Below are 14738 nucleotides of genomic sequence, written 5' to 3'. Positions count from 1 at the left end.
GCGGACAGGAGTCAACGCGGCACCGCGAACGGTGGCTTGTCTCCCGGGCTTTTGTCCCGCCGTGTAACCTCAACTGGAGGTCGCCAACTCTCGGACCAGTCACTCGCCTTAGCGAGCCGGAACCCTAGTCAGCCATTGCAAATTGTGGTGCCGCGAACCTGTGATGACTCCTGCACGGGTTTGCTAAAGCGAGAGCCGTGCCAAGTCGCTAGAAGCGCTCTGGGCCGGGGGATTGCCATTTTTCGGGAGGGCGCAAGGGCCGTTCGCTGCTTTGTGATGGTGCGCCCGTGCACTGAGATGCAGCGTGGCTGGCCGCTGATCCGAAGGTCAGGCGTCGTCCGGCACTCGCCATCGTATTGCCAGTCAAAACAGGTGTCAGCCGGCTGTATCGGCTGTGGTCTTTCAGGAGGCCGCCATGTTTCGTCGACTGTTACTGGGCGTTGTGCTCGGTGTCGGGTTGTCCGGCTGCTACTACTACTACGCCGGCACCTACGACGTGTATTCCACGCCTTATTACTACCCCGGCTATGCGCCGTATTCCTACTATTACGGCCCGCGTTATTACTATGGACCGCGCTTTTACGGTGGCTATCGCTACTACTATTGGGGCGGGCATCACCCTCGTTATTACGGCGGTGGATACCATGGGCGGCACCATTAATCAGCGGGTGAATAGATGAAAAACCTTTCATCGGCTAGATGTTTCAACTTGTTTCAGGGGCGCACCGGATGTCGAAAACGATGTCTGATCTTTCGACAGTCACCGAATAATTGACTGTCGCTCGCCAGCGTCGCTGGTGTGGCTCACTCGCGGTCCAGGAGGCCGCCATGCTCTGTCGAAAACAGCTCCGCCCAATTCTTCTGATGGCTGTATTAGGATTGTCACTTGGCGCGTGCGTGCCCTATGCCGATGGAGGAGGCAGCTACTACAGTTCCGAGGTTTACACGTCCCCCGCGCCGTACTACTCAGATGGCGGCGGTTACTACTCCAGTGGCGGTTACTACACCTCGCCGCGCCGGTATTACTCACCGCCGGCCCGCTATTACCAGCCAACGCCGCGGTACTACTACCAGCCGCGGGTGTATCAACCGGCACCGCGTTATTACCAGCCTTCGCCACGAAGCGATTACCGGGCGCACCAGGGGCGCGGTTGGGACGGCAATGGCCGGGGCGGTTGGGATGGCCGTAACCGTGGCAATTGGAACAATGATTACCGTGGTGGCGGACGCAATCACGGTGGACGAGGTGACCACTACGGTCGCGGCGATCACTCTGGCCGAGGCAGCCACCGATAACATGAGTTGAATGCAATACCTGTGGGAGCGAGCCTGCTCGCGATGGCGGATTGTCAGTCACATCATTGATGAATGACAAACCGCCATCGCGAGCAGGCTCGCTCCCACATTTCGTTTTGTGACCTTACAAATCCGCCAGCGGATGCCGGCCTTCCCAGACCTTGCGAAAATGCGCCTCCACCACCGCATCCGGCACGTGATTGATATCAGGCCAATGCCAATGCGGTTTCTGGTCTTTGTCGATCAACCGCGCACGCACGCCTTCGCTGAACTCCGGATGCCGGCAGCAGTTGAGGCTCAAGGTGTATTCCATCTGGAAAACCTGAGCCAGCGACATATGCCGGGCGCGGGATATCTGTTGCCAGATCAGATGAGCAGTCAGCGGCGAACCTTCACTCAGGGTCCGCGCCGCGCGGCTAAGTACCAGGTCCGTGCTATCACGCTGTTGGCTGATGGCTTTCCAGGCGCAGCGCACATCACTGACGTCCAGCAATTCGTCGATCTGCTGGCGGCGCGGCAGCCACTGGGCTTCGGGCATTCGCGCCAGCGCTTCCTGCTGCAGGGCCTTGAGCAGGCTGTTGAGCTGCATCGGCGTCTGTTCCTGCCAGTTCAATTGCAGCAAGCCTTCGATCAGCTCTTCTTGCTGTTCATCGAGCAGGAAGCGGTCGGCCAGGCCCAGATCGATCGCATCGCGACCGTTCATGTGCGCGCCGGTCAGGCCGAGGAACAAGCCGAGCTTGCCGGGCAGGCGCGACAGGAACCAACTGGCACCGACATCCGGATACAAACCAATGCTGATTTCCGGCATCGCCAAACGGCTGCTCGGCGTGACAATACGGATGTTCGCGCCCTGCAGCAGGCCCATGCCGCCGCCGAGGACATAACCGTGACCCCAGCAGATCAGCGGTTTCGGGTAAGTGTGCAGGCTGAAGTCCAGCCGGTATTCCGCCGCGAAGAAAGTTGCGGCCAGCGGGGGCACTACGCCGGGGTGCGCGCGACACGCTTCTACCAGGCTGCGCACTTCGCCACCGGCGCAAAAGGCCTTGGCGCCATGACCGCGCAATAGTACGCAGACGATTTGCGGATCCTTGGCCCACGCGTCCAGTTGATCGCGCAGGGCGTTGATCATCGGCAAGGACAGTGCGTTCAGGGACTTTTCGGCATCCAGGCTGGCAACGCCGATGCGGGCGCCGTCGGTGCCGGTGAGTTCTTCGAAGTGCAGATTCATCGTGACCTCGATCGGGAATTTGAGCGTTCAGTATGATCGCAATGCAGGAAAGTGCCGGATCTGCGTCAGATCAATTGACAAGCGTGATGGGCTTTCCTAGGGTTCGCCCCATTGTTTTTGCCGGATGTAACCATGACTGCTGACGACCGTATCAAACTCGAACCGAGCTGGAAGGAGGCACTGCGTGCCGAATTCGACCAGCCCTACATGGCAGAGTTGCGCGATTTCCTGCAACAGGAGCGTGCGGCCGGCAAGGAGATTTATCCACCGGGCCCGATGATTTTCAACGCGCTCAACTCGACGCCGCTGGACAAGGTCAAGGTCGTCATTCTCGGTCAGGATCCGTATCACGGGCCAGGCCAGGCCCATGGCTTGTGCTTCTCGGTGCAACCGGGCGTGCCGGCGCCGCCGTCGCTGGTGAACATCTATAAGGAGTTGAAACGCGACCTGAACATCGACATTCCCAATCACGGTTATCTGCAGAGCTGGGCCGACCAGGGCGTGTTGATGCTCAATACCACCATGACCGTCGAGCGCGCCAACGCCAATGCGCACAAGGACAAGGGCTGGCAGTTCTTTACCGACCGGATCATTGAAGTGGTCAGCCAACAGCAACCGCATCTGGTGTTCATGCTGTGGGGCGCCCATGCCCAGAGCAAGCAGAAGCTGATCGACGCGACCAAGCATCTGGTGCTGACGTCGGTGCATCCGTCACCGCTGTCCGCTTATCGCGGGTTTCTCGGGTGCGGGCACTTCAGCCGGACCAACAAGTTTCTTGAGCAGAATGGCGAGACGCCGATTGATTGGCGGTTGCCGCCAGTCTAAAAAGCTTCGCGGGCAAGCCTCGCTCCTACAGATTTCGTGCAAAACCTGTAGGAGCGAGGCTTGCCCGCGAAGGGAACACCTCGGTCTATCAGACCGAATCCGGATTACGGTTCCAATACTTGAACAACGGCTCCGCCAGAAACAACACAAACAACAACCGCATCACCTGCATCGCCGTCACCAGCGGCACCGACAATTGCAGGGTCTCCGCCGTCAGGCTCATCTCCGCAATCCCGCCGGGCATCATGCCCAGGGTCAGCGAACGCAAATCCAGATGTGTCAGCGCACTCAATCCCAAGGCTGCCGCCGTGGCGATCAACATGGTCAACACCGTACCAATCAACGTCCGCCCCATAAACGAAGGCGCACGCCGGAAAAACTGCCGATTGAAGTGGCAGCCCAAGCCACTGCCGATCAGCCATTGGCCAATCTGGCTACCGCCGTTGGGCAAACCAATGTGCAGATCCCAACCAATGCTCACCGCCGCACTCACCAGCAACGGCCCGAACAGCCACGGGTTGGGTTGACGCAAACGCTCCCAAATCCACGCCGCCAAGGCGCCCGCTGGAAATAGAAGGGCCAGCCACCACCAGTTGACGGCCGTCGGATGAAAAACCGGTGCGCCGTCGCCCAGCAAATACTTGAACGCCGCCGGTACGCAAAGCACCACCACCAGCACCCGCAGGCTTTGCCCGGCCGCTACGCGACTGAGCACCGCGCCATTGCGTGCGCCGAGGTTGACCATCTCCCCGGAGCCGCCGGGCATGCTGGAAAAAAATGCGGTGGCGCGATCCTCACCGGTACGGCGCATCAACCAGACCCCGACCACGGCGGACAGGCTGGTGATCAACGCACCGAAGAAGATCAGGCCAAAGTGGCTCAACACCTGCTCCATCACCACCGGGGTGAAGTGAAGGCCGATGCCGATGCCGACGACCCACTGGCCGACCTTGCGGCCGCCAGGGATTTCGGCCAATTGCCAGGGCGTCAGGCAACGCACGAGGATGATCGCCAGCAACGAGCCGACCATCCATGGCAGTGGCCAGCCGATCTGGCTGGCCAGGTAACCGCCCAGCGCGCCGACCAGCGGCGTACCCCACCAGGCCTTGAAGGGTGTTCGATCAGACATCGGCGACCGCGCGACGAGCGACCGAACGTTTGCGCCAGATCCGCAGGATCGGCACCAGCAACATCACCACGATCAACGCCCAGACACCCAGCGTGATCCCGCTCGACCAGAGAATCTCCAGCGAACCGTTGGAGATCGACAGTGCACGGCGCAGATTCTGTTCCATCAAACCTCCGAGAATGAAACCCAGCAAAACCGGCGATAACGGGAAATCCAGCTTGCGCAGAATGTAGCCGAAGATGCCGATGCCGATCATCAGGAACAGGTCGAAGGTGGTGGCATGCACCGCGAACACGCCGATGGCGGTAATGATCGCGATCATTGGCACCAGCGCCCAGTTCGGTACGGCGAGGATGCGGGTGAAGATGCGGATCATCGGAATGTTGAGGATCACCAGCATGATGTTGGCGATAAACAACGATGCGATCAGGCCCCAGACGATGTCCGGTTGCTGTTGGAACAACAGTGGGCCCGGCGTGATGTTGTACAGCGACAACGCACCGATCATCACCGCCGTCGTGCCCGAACCGGGAACACCCAGGGTCAGCATCGGCACCAGCGCACCGCAGGCTTCAGCACCGATGGCGGTTTCCGGAGCGGCCAGACCGCGCTTGTCGCCCTGTCCGAATTTGCCGCTTGGGCCAGCGATGCGTTTCTCGGTCATGTAGGCCACGGCGCTGGCAAGTGTTGCACCGGCGCCAGGCAAAACGCCCATGATGAAACCCAGCACACCGCACCGCATGTTCACCCAGAACACCGACGCAGCTTCCTTGAAGTTGAACATCATGCGGCCGGTGGCTTTGAACGCTTCCTGGCCGCGATGGGTTTTTTCCAGCAGCAACAGGATTTCGCTGATGGAGAACAGGCCCAGCACCAACACCACGAACTGAATGCCGTCGGTGAGGTGGATGTTGTCGCCGGTGAAGCGGTAGACACCGCTGTTGGCGTCGATGCCGACGGTCGACAGGAACAGGCCGATCAGCGCCGCGATAAAGGTCTTCAGCGGTCGATCACCGGCCATGCCTCCGAGGCAGACAATCGCGAACACCATCAGGACGAAATATTCCGCCGGACCGAAGGCAATCGCCCATTTCGCCAGGATCGGCGCGAACACCACCATCCCGCACGTGGCAATAAAGGCGCCGATGAACGAACTCCACGCCGACAGCGACAGCGCGACACCGGCCATGCCTTGACGGGCCATCGGGTAGCCGTCGAGGGTGGTCATGACGGTGGACGCTTCGCCCGGGATGTTCAGCAGGATCGAACTGATCCGGCCGCCGTACTCGCAACCCAGGTAAACCGCAGCCAGCAGGATCAGTGCCGATTCCGGTGGCAGCCCGAGGGCGAATGCAATCGGGATCAGCAACGCCACGCCGTTGATCGGACCGAGGCCGGGCAGCAGGCCGACGACGGTGCCGATCAGCGTGCCGCTGAGTGCGGTGACCAGGTTGTAAGGGGTCAGTGCGACGCCGAAGCCGTGACTCAAATAACCAAGCGTATCCATTTCAGTTCTCCAGAACGTCGAGCAGGCCCAGAGGCAGCGGCACGTCCATCACTTTGTCGAACAGCAGGTACAGACCGATGCTCATCAGGCTGATGATCACTGCGCTTGGCAACCAGCGTCCGCCGTACAGGCGCGCCATCGGAATGCCGATCAAAATGCTGCTGAGGATGAAACCCAACGGTTCAAACAGGCCGGCGAACACCAGCAGCAGCACCACGCAGCGGCCGATCTTGTGGAGGGTTTCACGGTCCAGCGGCGGGTCTTCTTCGGAGTGTTTGATCGGGGACGGGCGAAATACCATGTAGATCAGGCCCATTCCCATCAGCCCCAGCATCAGCAAGGGGAAGGCGCGAGGGCCGATCGGTTCGTAGGAAAAAGGCGCCTGGTAGGGCCAGGCCATCAGCACCAGGCTGGCGCAGGCCAGCAGCAGCACCGATGCGAAAATGCGTTGTACGAGCATGGGGAACTCCTGTGCCGCGACCCCGCAGTGCGGGGTCGCAGCCGCTAGACAGAGGCGATCACTGAATCAGGCCGAACTCTTTGGCCAGCACTTTGTAGTCCGCGACCTGCTTCTTCACGTAGGTGTCCAGTTCCGGGCCGGTCATGGCGAACGGAAAGAGTTCACGCTGATCGCGCAGCTTGGCGAAGTCATCGGACGCCAGCAGTTTGTCGAAGGAGTCTTTCCACCAGGCGTAGTCTTCATCGCTGACTTTTGGCCCGAGGTAGAAACCGCGAACCACTGGCCAGACGATGTCGTAGCCTTGCTCTTTGGCGGTCGGAATGTCTTTCATTTCCGGCTCGTCCAGGCGCTTATCGGAGAACACCGCCAGCAGGCGCATGTCGCCGCTCTGGATGTGCGGCATGGAGTCGGAGATGTCGGTGCTGCCGACCTGGATGTGGCCGCCGAGCAGAGCGGTGGCGATTTCGCCGCCACCTTCGAGGGCGACGTATCGTAGATCGCGCGGGTTGATCCCGGCGGCCTTGGCGATCAACGCGGTTTGCATCCAGTCCTGGCTGCCGACGGTGCCGCCGGAACCGATCACCACTTTGCTTGGATCTTTCTTCAGCGCCTGAACGAGATCGTCGAGGGTCTTGTAAGGGGAATCGCTTTTCACCGCGATGGCGCCGTAGCTGGTGCCGACCGCTGCCAGCCAGCGCACGTTGGTTTCATCGAAGCGACCGAACTTGCCCTGGGCCAGGTTCAGCAACGAACCGCTGGACCACGCCACGAGCGTGCCGGCGTCGGCCGGACGCTGAGCGACCACCGCGTTGTACGCCACTGCACCGACACCGCCGGGCATGTAGGTCACGCGCATCGGTTTGCTCAGCAGTTTCTCGTTCATCAGCGCGCTTTGCGCCAGTTTGCAGGTCAGGTCGAAACCGCCGCCGGGCGAGGCCGGGGCGATGCATTCCGGGCGCTTGGGCTCGGCCATCAGTTGGCCGGCAAACAGCATGCAGCTGGCGGCGAGGGCGAAACGGCGCAGTGATCGATTCATTGTTGTCTCCACGGGAGTTGTTGTTTTTGGGGATGTTTCAGGTGCGGCAGTTTCGCGTCGCGCAGCCGTTGATGGCGCTGACAAACGTAAACGACGGGAATTGAAAAAAGAGATGAGGCGGGCAAACCTGGGGCTGTGTGGACAGCATGGCGAAGTACCTCGTTATTGTTCTTATTGGCGAAAACGCATCGAGGCGTTTTTCGGGAGCTACATTTCAAAGCGTGGGAGATGTCTTACAGACGAAACCATCCGTGGGCCGACTCTAACGGTCGAACCTTTCACTAACCTTTCAGCGGACTTTCACGGTTTTCGGGCTTCACAGCGGCGGATGCGGCTGTAAACTCCGCGCCAAAGAATGGCGTCGAACATCCCTGAATGAGGTAAAGATCCATGCGTGTTCTGCTCGTCGAAGACCATCTGCAACTCGCCGACAGTGTCGCCCAGGCGCTCAAGAGCACCGGGTTGACCGTGGATGTGCTGCACGACGGCGTGGCCGCCGACCTGGCGCTGAGCAGCGAGGAATACGCCATGGCGATCCTCGATGTCGGCCTGCCGCGCATGGATGGCTTCGAGGTGCTGGCGCGCTTGCGGGCCCGGGGCAAGAACCTGCCGGTGCTGATGCTGACCGCCCGCAGCGACGTCAAGGATCGTGTGCATGGCTTGAACCTCGGCGCTGACGATTACCTGGCCAAACCATTCGAGCTGACCGAACTCGAAGCCCGGGTCAAAGCCTTGCTGCGTCGCAGTGTGCTCGGCGGCGAACGTCAGCAGACCTGCGGCGTGCTGGCTTACGATCTGGACACCCGACGCTTCACCCTCGGCGACGAAATGCTGACCCTGACCTCCCGCGAACAAGCGGTGCTCGAAGCGCTGATTGCGCGCCCCGGTCGGGTGATGAGCAAGGAACAACTGGCCGCCCAGGTGTTTGGTCTCGACGAAGAAGCCAGCCCCGACGCCATCGAAATCTACGTCCACCGCTTGCGCAAGAAACTCGACGGCCAACCGGTCGCCATCGTGACGTTCCGCGGCCTCGGCTATTTGCTGGAAAGCCGCGATGCATAAGCCCAGCAGCCTGCGCTGGCGGTTGTTGTGGAACCTCGCGCTGTTGCTGGTGGTGTTGATGCTGGCCAGTGGATTGAGCGCGTACTGGAATGGTCGCGAAGCCGCCGACACCGCGTATGACCGGACCTTGCTTGCCTCGGCGCGAACCATCGCCGCCGGGGTGTCCCAGCGTGACGGAACCCTCAGTGCCGATGTGCCTTACGTGGCGCTGGATACGTTTGCCTATGACAGTGCCGGGCGAATTTTTTACCTGGTCAACGACATTCACCAGAACCTGATTTCCGGCTACGAAAACCTTCCCGCTCCACCACCGGGAACGCCGCGCACCGATGACTATCCGGCGCTTGCCCGTTTCTACAACGCGACGTATCGAGGGCAGAACGTGCGGGTGGTCAGCCTGCTCAAACCCGTGAGCGAGCCGAACATGAACGGCATGGCGGAAATTCGCGTGGCGGAAACCGACGAGGCACGCGTCAGCATGGCCCGTAGCCTGGCGGCAGACACGTTGTTGCGGCTGGGTATGCTGGCGGTCGGCGCGTTGCTGATGGTGTGGTTTGCGGTGAGTGCCGCGTTGCGCCCATTGGAACGCTTGCGCACGGCGGTGGAAGAGCGCCAGTCCGATGACTTGCGGCCGCTGCCGCTGGTGGAGGTGCAGCGAGAGTTGTGGCCGTTGGTGCGTGCGCTCAATCACTTTACCGAGCGTCTGCGCGGGCAGTTCGAACGTCAGGCGCAGTTCATTGCCGATGCTGCGCATGAACTGCGTACGCCACTGGCGGCGCTCAAGGCGCGACTTGAACTCGGCCTGCGTTCGGGCGAACCCGAAACCTGGCGCAATACGCTGGAAACGGCAGCGCAAGGCACGGATCGTTTGACCCATCTGGCCAACCAATTGCTGTCGCTGGCGCGTGTCGAAAACGGTGCCCGGGCGATTGCCGAGGGCGGTGCACAATTACTCGATCTGAGTCAGCTGGCCCGGGAACTGGGCATGGCGATGGCGCCGCTGGCCCATGCCCGCGGTGTGGCGCTGGCGCTGGAGGCCGACGAACCGGTGTGGCTGCGCGGTGAGCCGACGCTGCTGAACGAACTGTTGAGCAATCTGGTGGACAACGCACTGGCCCATACGCCGCCCGGCGGCAACGTGATCCTGCGGGTCTCGGCACCGGCGGTGCTGGAGGTCGAGGATGACGGGCCGGGGATTCCGCTGGAAGAGCGTGATCGGGTGTTCGAGCGCTTCTATCGGCGCAACCAGCAGGTGGCCGGGTCGGGGTTGGGGTTGGCGATTGTCGGCGAGATCTGCCGCGCGCACCTGGCGCAGATCAGCCTGCACGATGGCGAGCAGGCGGGGTTGAAGGTGCGGGTGAGTTTTATCGCGGGAGAGTGATGGTGTTCGTACTGGCCCCTTCGCGGGCAAGCCTCGCTCCTACAGGTCGTCATCGAACTTGTAGGAGCGAGGCTTGCCCGCGAAGCTTTTAATAGAACATCGACCGCGATTCTTCCAGATCCCTGCACATCGACTCATTCTCCGGGTCGATTCCCAGCTTCTTGAAGGCCGGCACGCCGAGCGGGTCGATACGGGCGATGGGGTGGTCGGTGTCCTTGTGGCAATACAAACTGGCCACTTGCACCAGATCCACATAGTCGACGCGCTCGGACTCGCGCTTGAAGTCCAGATACAGCCCCGGCACCTGTACCAGCATTTCCGGAAACTCCCAGACCCTGAGCAGCTTATCGCCGAGCAGCGGGTGAATGTGGTCGATCACATGGTTCAGGCTGACCGGGTCCGACAGCAGCTCGTAGTGGTCTTCGGCGTAGGTCAGGATCGGCAGTACACCAATCTGATGCACCAGCCCGCCCAGCGCCGCCTGATCAGGCTTGAGCTGCGTGTAACTGCGGCACAGCGCGTAGCTGACCCCGGCGATTTCCAGGCTTTTGCGCCAGACATCGCGCATCTTTTTCTCCACCACGTCAGAGCGCGCATGGAAAATCTGCTCCATGACCAGACCGATGGCCAGGTTGCTGCTGTAATTGACGCCCAGGCGCGTGATTGCCGTGTGCAAGTCAGTGACTTCCTGGGTCGCGCGCAGCAGCGGGCTATTGACCACCTTGATCAGGCGCGCCGACAGCGCCGTATCACGGCCAATCACTTTACTCAGGGTGCTGACACTTATTTCCGGGTCTTCAGCGGCCTTGCGAATCTGCAGGGCCACTTCCGGCAACGTTGGCAGAACCAGGTCATCGTTATCGATGGCCTCAACCAAATCCTGTTGGACCTTATCCGCCAAATCGCTCATTTCTTTTCTCTAGGGTGTTGCAACAAGTACTGCTGTTAACGCTGGATCTCGCGATCGCGATCCAGTTCATAAGGCAAGTCAAGCAGATGCAGGGCCGGCCCTTCGATCGCGCCGAGATGGACGTCGCCACCTTCCGCCGCTTCGGCTTGCAAGACGGCCAGGAGTTCAATGTTTTGTCCGGCGTGCGCGGCAATCACCACTTCGCCGATGGAACTGCCGTGTGTCGGGGAAAACAAGGGCGTGCCGGGCTCAGGCAATGTACTGGCGTCCAGCTTCAGACGATACAAGCGGCGCTTGAGTTTGCCCAGGTACTGCATCCGCGCAACGATTTCCTGGCCGGTGTAGCAACCTTTCTTGAAGCTCACGCCGCCGACGGCCTGCAGATTGAGCATCTGCGGAATGAACAATTCGCGTGTGCCCGGCATCACCTGGCCGATCCCTGCGCGGACCTGACCCAGCAGCCATTGATTGAGATCGCCCTCGGTCAGCAAAGCAGATAACCGGCCCTTGATGACGTCGGCCTGATCGGCGGCAACCCAGAGTTCGGCGCGGTCCGGTGAAACGCGGATGGCGATCAGCCCGTCATTGCGCGCCACGCTGTCGGTGTCCGCCGGCAGTTCGAGACCCAGGGCGATCAGGGCGGCATCGCCATGGTCAACGCCGAAGCGGACCCAGGCAGCGCTTTCATCGGTCAATTTCGATTTGGAGAACACCGCGTACTTCTTCAAGTCCGCCAGTTGCGGCTCCAGCAGCTCGGTGGCCATGGCCATGAGCACGCCATCACCTTGCAGCAGAATGCGGAAGCTCGATTGCATCCGGCCTTTCTGGGTGCAGCGCGCGCCGAGGCTGGCCTGGGTGTCGCTCAGGTAATTGAGGTTGCAGGTCAGTTGGCCTTGCAGAAATTTGCTGGCATCCGCGCCGCGGACCGCGAGAACGCCTTCGTGAGACAGGGTGCAGAAAAAAGCAGAATCGGCCATGGGAGATCGCAGGGTAAAAGAGTCTGGGGGACATCATAAGGGGGCGCCCATGAAATGGGTAGTTCACAAAAGGTCGACAGTGCCCGACCAAAGCCGACTGTTCGATGGTGTCCGGGGCTGTATACTTGCCGCCTATTTGAGGAGCGCTCCATGGTCGAAGATGTTGAACTGAATCGCCTCTACTGGCACAGCCGCCGCGGCATGCTTGAACTTGACGTGTTGCTGGTGCCGTTCGTGAAAGAGGTCTACCCGCACCTCAATGATGTCGACCGCGATTGCTACCGCAAGCTGCTCGAATGCGAAGATCAGGACATGTTCGGCTGGTTCATGGAACGCGCCGAGTCGGAAGATCCGGAGCTGCAGCGCATGGTTCGCATGATCCTGGATCGTGTCCAGCCCAAGTAATGCGTTCGAATGCCGCTGGCATGCCTCTGGGCAGTTGCTGGCGGCGTATCTGTTGGCCCAGCTGTTCGCGCTGGGTGCGTTGTTTCTGCTTGCCATACCGGTCTGGGCCAGCTTGCTCGGCGCTTTTTGCTGCCTGGCTCATTGCGTTTTGGCATTGCCGCGCCAGATTTTACTGACACACCCACAGGCGTTTCGTGGCTTGCGTCGCGATGCGGATGGCTGGCAGTTGTGGAATCAGGCGGCGGGTTGGCAGGCGGTTCAGCTACGGCCGGACAGCCTCGCGCTGCCGCTGGTCGTAGTCCTGCGTTTTCGCCTGCAGGGCGAGCGGCGGGTCCGGGCGATCTGTGTGCCCAGGGATTCGCAGGCGGCGGATGTGCACCGACGCCTGCGGGTTCGGCTCACGTTCAGTCGGCGTAGGTGGGCGGCACCAGAATAGTGTCCAGCGCCTCCGGCAGCAGGTTCGGGTAGTCGAGGGTGTAATGCAGGCCGCGACTTTCCTTGCGTTCCATGGCTGACTGAATCATCAGTTCCGCCACTTGGGCCAGGTTACGCAGCTCGATCAAGTCCCGGCTGACCTTGTAGTTACTGTAGAACTCGTCGATTTCGTCCAGCAACAGCCGCACGCGGTGCTGCGCACGTTGCAGGCGCTTGTTGGTGCGCACAATGCCGACGTAGTCCCACATGAATCGCCGCAGTTCATCCCAGTTGTGCGCAATGATCACGTCTTCATCCGAGTCGGTGACCTGGCTGGCATCCCAGACGGGCAGGGCGACCGGAATCGAAACCTGCGGCAGCTGCTCAAGAATGTCTTCTGCCGCCGAGCGTGCGTAAACGAAACATTCCAGCAGCGAGTTGCTGGCCATGCGGTTGGCGCCGTGCAGGCCAGTGAAACTGGTTTCGCCAATTGCATACAGCCCCGGCACGTCGGTGCGGCCCTGCTGGTCGACCATCACGCCGCCACAGGTGTAGTGCGCCGCGGGAACCACCGGAATCGGTTGCTTGGTGATGTCGATGGAAAACTCCAGGCAGCGCTCGTACACCGTCGGGAAGTGCGTCTTGATGAACGCTTCCGGCTTGTGACTGATGTCCAGATAAACGCAATCGACACCCAGGCGTTTCATCTCATGGTCGATGGCCCGGGCGACGATGTCCCGTGGCGCCAATTCGGCGCGCGGGTCGAAACGCTGCATGAAGCGTTCGCCATTGGGCAGTTTCAGGTGCGCACCTTCGCCGCGCAGGGCCTCGGTGATCAGGAAACTCTTGGCTTGCGGGTGATACAGGCACGTCGGGTGAAACTGGTTGAACTCCAGGTTCGCCACCCGGCATCCCGAACGCCAGGCCATGGCGATGCCATCACCGCAGGCGCCGTCGGGGTTGCTGGTATAGAGGTAGACCTTGGCGGCACCGCCGGACGCGAGGATCACGAAGCGTGCGCCGTAGGTGTCGACTTCCCCGGTGCCGCGGTTGAGCACGTAGGCGCCGAGGCAGCGGTCGCCTTCAAGGCCCAGGCGCTTCTCGGTGATCAGATCGACGGCGACCCGCTGTTCCAGCAACTCGATGTTGGGCCGCTGTCTGGCTTTGTCGAGCAGGGTTCTGAAAATCGCTGCGCCGGTGGCATCGGCGGCGTGAATGATGCGCCGATGGCTGTGACCGCCTTCGCGGGTCAGATGAAACTCGAAACCGCCATCTTCGGTACCGGATTGTTCATCGCGAGTGAACGGCACGCCTTGATCGATCAGCCATTGAATGGCCTCTTTGCTGTGCTCGACGGTGAAGCGCACGGCGTCTTCGTGGCACAGGCCACCGCCGGCATTCAGGGTGTCATCGACATGGGATTCAACGGTATCGGTGTCATCCAGCACGGCAGCGACACCGCCCTGGGCCCAGAAGGTCGAGCCATTGGCGAGGTCGCCTTTGCTCAGTACGGCAATGCGCAAATGATCGGGCAAGGTCAGCGCAAGGCTCAAACCGGCAGCACCGCTGCCAATCACCAGAACATCGTGTTGAAACTGTTGGCTCATTTCAGGATTCCGCTCAAAGCGACCCGGGTCGGGGTTGGCGCATGACTCCCGCAACGGCGAGTCAAGGCGGCCACACAGCGCACTAGTATATAGAGGGGGGGAGCGGCACAATAGCCGAGGTCACATGGCATTGTGAAACTACTGTGACGGAAAAGACTTGACGCTTCGTCGGATGATTTTTCGACCGGTTCGGCGACAAGAAGACTGTATCGTCGATTTAACAGTCTTTTTCCATTCACGGTTGCACAATATCGGTCTTGCGCAGCTATAAATATTTGGAACTTTTGCCAAAGGCCCAAGATCAATAGACCGTTGCCTGAATCAAGGGACAGTGTCGGCTTCAATGCAGGATTGCGGTTTGATCCTTGCCGGCGAATCCGATGACAAGATTATTCGCGCAGCCGGGTTATGCCGAGCTGCGCTTTTCGTGCGTGCCAAATCAGAGCCCGCAGGAAACTTGCTTGGAGGGGGAGAACTTTTGCGAAAAGCCCGAGTCTATGT

Annotated in this window: 15 protein-coding genes and 1 riboswitch; of the genes, 7 read left to right on the top strand and 8 right to left on the bottom strand. The window is 60.7% G+C overall.

Annotated elements, in window-relative coordinates:
• Positions 1–38: 38 nt before the first annotated feature.
• Positions 39–139: riboswitch (guanidine-I (ykkC/yxkD leader) on the bottom strand.
• Positions 140–415: 276 nt separating this feature from the next.
• Positions 416–661 carry a hypothetical protein gene (locus KGA82_RS03140; RefSeq protein ID WP_223449594.1) on the top strand — a complete coding sequence of 82 codons (246 nt, stop codon included), beginning with the start codon at positions 416–418 and terminating at the stop codon, positions 659–661.
• Positions 662–828: 167 nt separating this feature from the next.
• Complete coding sequence (locus KGA82_RS03135) at positions 829–1296, top strand: hypothetical protein (protein ID WP_008025782.1); 468 nt, start codon at positions 829–831, stop codon at positions 1294–1296.
• A 124-nt stretch (positions 1297–1420) separates the two neighbouring features.
• Here KGA82_RS03135 and KGA82_RS03130 read toward each other — a convergent pair whose 3' ends face one another.
• Complete coding sequence (locus KGA82_RS03130; protein ID WP_223449593.1) at positions 1421–2524, bottom strand: enoyl-CoA hydratase/isomerase family protein; 1104 nt, start codon at positions 2522–2524, stop codon at positions 1421–1423.
• Between the two features lie 132 nt (positions 2525–2656).
• On the opposite strand from KGA82_RS03130, the gene ung reads away from it, so the two are divergent.
• Positions 2657–3349: a uracil-DNA glycosylase gene (ung, locus tag KGA82_RS03125; protein ID WP_008025785.1), complete on the top strand. Its 693-nt coding sequence runs from the start codon at positions 2657–2659 to the stop codon at positions 3347–3349.
• An 88-nt stretch (positions 3350–3437) separates the two neighbouring features.
• Here the strand turns inward: ung and KGA82_RS03120 are convergent, their stop codons facing one another.
• Genes KGA82_RS03120 through KGA82_RS03105 form a run of 4 tightly spaced genes read right to left on the bottom strand, consistent with a single transcriptional unit; the run spans position 3438 to position 7481 of the window.
• Positions 3438–4478 carry an AbrB family transcriptional regulator gene (locus KGA82_RS03120; protein WP_223415215.1) on the bottom strand — a complete coding sequence of 347 codons (1041 nt, stop codon included), beginning with the start codon at positions 4476–4478 and terminating at the stop codon, positions 3438–3440.
• On the bottom strand, positions 4471–5985 hold the full coding sequence (locus KGA82_RS03115) for a tripartite tricarboxylate transporter permease (protein WP_008034898.1): 1515 nt from the start codon (positions 5983–5985) through the stop codon (positions 4471–4473). Before KGA82_RS03115 ends, KGA82_RS03120 begins: the two co-directional genes overlap by 8 nt.
• Before the next feature lies 1 nt (position 5986).
• Positions 5987–6445: a tripartite tricarboxylate transporter TctB family protein gene (locus KGA82_RS03110; protein ID WP_008034905.1), complete on the bottom strand. Its 459-nt coding sequence runs from the start codon at positions 6443–6445 to the stop codon at positions 5987–5989.
• Between the two features lie 58 nt (positions 6446–6503).
• Positions 6504–7481: a Bug family tripartite tricarboxylate transporter substrate binding protein gene (locus tag KGA82_RS03105; RefSeq protein WP_008036010.1), complete on the bottom strand. Its 978-nt coding sequence runs from the start codon at positions 7479–7481 to the stop codon at positions 6504–6506.
• A 390-nt stretch (positions 7482–7871) separates the two neighbouring features.
• Here KGA82_RS03105 and KGA82_RS03100 point away from each other — a divergent pair, with 390 nt between their 5' ends.
• Both KGA82_RS03100 and KGA82_RS03095 read left to right on the top strand, forming a co-directional pair.
• Positions 7872–8543, top strand: a complete 672-nt coding sequence (locus KGA82_RS03100) for a response regulator (RefSeq protein ID WP_223449592.1) — start codon at positions 7872–7874, stop codon at positions 8541–8543.
• Positions 8536–9924 (top strand): sensor histidine kinase, encoded by a 1389-nt coding sequence (locus tag KGA82_RS03095; protein WP_008036011.1) that lies wholly within the window; start codon positions 8536–8538, stop codon positions 9922–9924. Before KGA82_RS03100 ends, KGA82_RS03095 begins: the two co-directional genes overlap by 8 nt.
• 88 nt (positions 9925–10012) lie before the next feature.
• Here KGA82_RS03095 and KGA82_RS03090 read toward each other — a convergent pair whose 3' ends face one another.
• Positions 10013–10834, bottom strand: a complete 822-nt coding sequence (locus tag KGA82_RS03090; protein WP_008034910.1) for an HDOD domain-containing protein — start codon at positions 10832–10834, stop codon at positions 10013–10015.
• A gap of 35 nt (positions 10835–10869) precedes the next feature.
• Complete coding sequence (locus KGA82_RS03085) at positions 10870–11811, bottom strand: YgfZ/GcvT domain-containing protein (RefSeq protein ID WP_223449591.1); 942 nt, start codon at positions 11809–11811, stop codon at positions 10870–10872.
• 150 nt (positions 11812–11961) lie between these two features.
• On the opposite strand from KGA82_RS03085, the gene KGA82_RS03080 reads away from it, so the two are divergent.
• Positions 11962–12216: a succinate dehydrogenase assembly factor 2 gene (locus KGA82_RS03080; RefSeq protein WP_007944081.1), complete on the top strand. Its 255-nt coding sequence runs from the start codon at positions 11962–11964 to the stop codon at positions 12214–12216.
• Positions 12200–12652: a protein YgfX gene (locus KGA82_RS03075; protein WP_223449590.1), complete on the top strand. Its 453-nt coding sequence runs from the start codon at positions 12200–12202 to the stop codon at positions 12650–12652. The genes KGA82_RS03080 and KGA82_RS03075 overlap by 17 nt, the downstream gene beginning before the upstream one ends.
• Here KGA82_RS03075 and nadB read toward each other — a convergent pair.
• Positions 12621–14237: an L-aspartate oxidase gene (nadB, locus tag KGA82_RS03070; RefSeq protein WP_008034915.1), complete on the bottom strand. Its 1617-nt coding sequence runs from the start codon at positions 14235–14237 to the stop codon at positions 12621–12623. The genes KGA82_RS03075 and nadB overlap by 32 nt on opposite strands.
• Between the last annotated feature and the right edge of the window lie 501 nt (positions 14238–14738).

Origin of the sequence: Pseudomonas sp. BF-RE-22, assembly GCF_019956155.1 — a bacterium.
GTDB classification, from domain to species: domain Bacteria; phylum Pseudomonadota; class Gammaproteobacteria; order Pseudomonadales; family Pseudomonadaceae; genus Aquipseudomonas; species Aquipseudomonas migulae.
Note: the sequence above shows the minus strand (reverse complement) of the source record. Positions and strands in the feature narration are given on the sequence as shown.

Bases quoted from the DNA above. Each gene is read 5' to 3' on its own strand.
- nadB (WP_008034915.1), bottom strand. From the start codon at position 14,237: ATGAGCCAACAGTTTCAACACGATGTTCTGGTGATTGGCAGCGGTGCT.
- KGA82_RS03135 (WP_008025782.1), top strand. From the start codon at position 829: ATGCTCTGTCGAAAACAGCTCCGCCCAATTCTTCTGATGGCTGTATTA.
- KGA82_RS03105 (WP_008036010.1), bottom strand. From the start codon at position 7,481: ATGAATCGATCACTGCGCCGTTTCGCCCTCGCCGCCAGCTGCATGCTG.
- KGA82_RS03095 (WP_008036011.1), top strand. From the start codon at position 8,536: ATGCATAAGCCCAGCAGCCTGCGCTGGCGGTTGTTGTGGAACCTCGCG.
- KGA82_RS03090 (WP_008034910.1), bottom strand. From the start codon at position 10,834: ATGAGCGATTTGGCGGATAAGGTCCAACAGGATTTGGTTGAGGCCATC.
- KGA82_RS03140 (WP_223449594.1), top strand. From the start codon at position 416: ATGTTTCGTCGACTGTTACTGGGCGTTGTGCTCGGTGTCGGGTTGTCC.
- KGA82_RS03115 (WP_008034898.1), bottom strand. From the start codon at position 5,985: ATGGATACGCTTGGTTATTTGAGTCACGGCTTCGGCGTCGCACTGACC.
- KGA82_RS03130 (WP_223449593.1), bottom strand. From the start codon at position 2,524: ATGAATCTGCACTTCGAAGAACTCACCGGCACCGACGGCGCCCGCATC.
- KGA82_RS03085 (WP_223449591.1), bottom strand. From the start codon at position 11,811: ATGGCCGATTCTGCTTTTTTCTGCACCCTGTCTCACGAAGGCGTTCTC.
- KGA82_RS03080 (WP_007944081.1), top strand. From the start codon at position 11,962: ATGGTCGAAGATGTTGAACTGAATCGCCTCTACTGGCACAGCCGCCGC.
- KGA82_RS03100 (WP_223449592.1), top strand. From the start codon at position 7,872: ATGCGTGTTCTGCTCGTCGAAGACCATCTGCAACTCGCCGACAGTGTC.
- KGA82_RS03120 (WP_223415215.1), bottom strand. From the start codon at position 4,478: ATGTCTGATCGAACACCCTTCAAGGCCTGGTGGGGTACGCCGCTGGTC.
- ung (WP_008025785.1), top strand. From the start codon at position 2,657: ATGACTGCTGACGACCGTATCAAACTCGAACCGAGCTGGAAGGAGGCA.
- KGA82_RS03110 (WP_008034905.1), bottom strand. From the start codon at position 6,445: ATGCTCGTACAACGCATTTTCGCATCGGTGCTGCTGCTGGCCTGCGCC.